We start from the raw sequence: 2,272 nt of genomic DNA, 5'->3' as shown, positions 1-2,272 counted from the left end.
GATCGATGTCTATCGCGAAACCCTGCCCAACGGCGTCAGCTACGACACGCTTGACCTGAATTCGAACTCGATCGGCGACAACACCCGCGAATTCGACGTGCCGCCCGGCCACTATTTCATGATGGGCGACAACCGGGACAATTCCGCCGACAGCCGTTTCACCGTCGGCTACGTTCCCGCGGAAAATCTGGTTGGCCGCGCCAATCTTGTCTTCTTCTCGATCGCCGGCAAGGCGAGCCCTCTCGAAATCTGGAAATGGCCGTCGCTGATGCGCGCTTCGCGCCTGTTCCACTTCGTCAATTGATGGCTTTGAAGCGCCCGACAGGCGAAACACTGGCCGGTTTGGTGAAGGCCAAGACCGGTTACGTCTTCAAGGATATCCGTTTGCTTGAGACCGCCTTGACGCATTCCAGTGCGGTCAAGGCGGCCACCAACAACCAGCGTCTTGAATTTCTTGGCGACCGCGTGCTCGGGCTTGTCGTCGCCGATATGCTTTTCGAAAAATTTCCCGATGCGCCGGAAGGTGAAATCGCGCCGCGCTTCAATGCGCTGGTCGATGCGCGGACCTGCTCCGAAATCGGCATCGAAATGCAGCTGGAGGATCTGGTCCGCGCCGATTCTGCCTTGAAGATGCGGTCGCGCGGCTCGGGCGGAAACTATCTGGCGGATGCGGTCGAAGCGCTGATTGCGGCGGTTTACGTCGACGGTGGCATCGAGGCCGCGCGGCGGTTCGTCCTGCGCTATTGGGAACCGCGCTCGCATACGGTGATCGCAAAGCCGCTCAATCCGAAATCCGATCTGCAGGAATGGATTGCCAAGACCAGCGATATCAGACCCGAGTATGTGATCGACAAGCGCGAGGGACCCGACCATCAGCCGGTCTTCACTGTATCCTTGCAGGTCCGCGGCTTTGCGCCGATAAGCGGCACCGGCGGCTCGCGCAGGGCGGCCGAAGAAGCGGCGGCTTCGGCATTTCTTGTGCGCGAAGGCGTTTGGGCCGCCGCATCGGCCCAAAAATCGGGGGGCTCGCGGCCCTCCAGTGAAGGGAGCGCGGCATGACCGCTACCGAAGAGCCGGCGACCACAGCCGCCGCCACGCATTCCGGCTTTGTCGCGCTGATCGGCGCGCCCAATGCGGGCAAGTCGACCTTGGTCAACCAATTGGTCGGCGCCAAGGTGTCGATTGTCACCCACAAGGTGCAGACGACCCGCGCCATCGTGCGCGGCATCGCCACGCATGACAATGCGCAAATCGTTTTCGTCGATACGCCCGGCATCTTCAAGCCGAAGCGGAGGCTCGACACGGCGATGGTGACCACCGCCTGGGGTGGGGCCAAGGACGCCGATATCGTACTGCTTCTGATCGACGCCGAGCGCGGCATCAGGGGCGACGCCGACGCCATCCTCGAACGGCTGAAGGATGTGCGCCAGCCGATGGTGCTGATCCTCAACAAGGTCGACCGCGTCAAGCACGAAGCGCTGCTGGCTCTGTCGGCGGCAGCGAACGAAAGGGTGCCGTTCAAGCGCACCTTCATGGTGTCGGCGCTGACCGGTTCCGGCTGCAAGGACGTGCTCGATTATCTGGCCGAGTCTCTGCCGGTCGGTCCCCGGTACTATCCGGAAGACCAGATCTCGGACCTGCCGATGCGCCAGCTCGCGGCCGAGATCACGCGCGAGAAGCTTTATCTCAGGCTGCATCAGGAATTGCCCTATTCCTCGCATATCGAGACCGAGAAATGGGAAGAGAAGCCGGACGGCTCGGTGCGCATCGACCAGACCATCTATGTCGAGCGCGACAGCCAGAAGAAGATCGTTCTCGGCCACAAGGGCGAGACCATCCGCGCCATCGGCCAGGCGGCGCGCATGGAGATAGCAGGCATCCTCGAACAGAAGGTGCACCTGTTCCTGTTCGTCAAGGTGCGCGAGAACTGGGGCGACGACCCCGAGCGCTACCGCGAAATGGGGCTCGAGTTTCCGCGCTAGGCTCGATGGTCAGCAAGCCGAACATCGACATAACGCTTGTCAGCCGATTGATCGCCACGCAATTTCCCAAGTGGAAGGATCTTCCGGTCAGGCCGGTTGCATCAGGCGGATGGGACAACAGGACCTTTCATCTGGGCGGCGAGATGACCGTGCGACTGCCAAGCGCCGCGGCCTATTCCCTGCAGGTGGAAAAGGAGCATCGCTGGCTGCCGAGGCTCACACCTCTGCTGCCGCTGCCGATCCCGGTGCCGCTGGCGATGGGAGTTCCGGCCGAAAGCTATCCCTGGCAC

Annotated in this window: 4 protein-coding genes; all 4 read left to right on the top strand. The window is 62.1% G+C overall.

Annotation, left to right across the window (positions count from 1 at the left end):
• A partial coding sequence (gene lepB, locus EN884_RS33535) for a signal peptidase I (RefSeq protein ID WP_127219232.1) occupies window positions 1-304 on the top strand: 304 nt, incomplete at its 5' end.
• Entirely contained in the window at window positions 304-1,059 is a 756-nt protein-coding gene (gene rnc, locus EN884_RS33530; protein ID WP_013532584.1) for a ribonuclease III, read from the top strand. The genes lepB and rnc, both read left to right, overlap by 1 nt.
• The gene (era, locus tag EN884_RS33525; protein WP_013532583.1) at window positions 1,056-1,982 is read left to right on the top strand and encodes a GTPase Era; all 927 of its coding nucleotides are present in this window, start codon (window positions 1,056-1,058) and stop codon (window positions 1,980-1,982) included. The genes rnc and era overlap by 4 nt, the downstream gene beginning before the upstream one ends.
• Before the next feature lie 5 nt (window positions 1,983-1,987).
• Window positions 1,988-2,272 (top strand): phosphotransferase (locus EN884_RS33520; protein ID WP_164895332.1); only part of this gene is annotated, 285 nt, incomplete at its 3' end.

This window comes from Mesorhizobium sp. M7A.F.Ca.AU.001.01.1.1, from assembly GCF_004022735.1.
Taxonomy (GTDB): domain Bacteria; phylum Pseudomonadota; class Alphaproteobacteria; order Rhizobiales; family Rhizobiaceae; genus Mesorhizobium; species Mesorhizobium ciceri.
The sequence above is the reverse complement of the archived record's forward strand: the minus strand, read 5'-3'. Positions and strand labels throughout refer to the sequence as shown.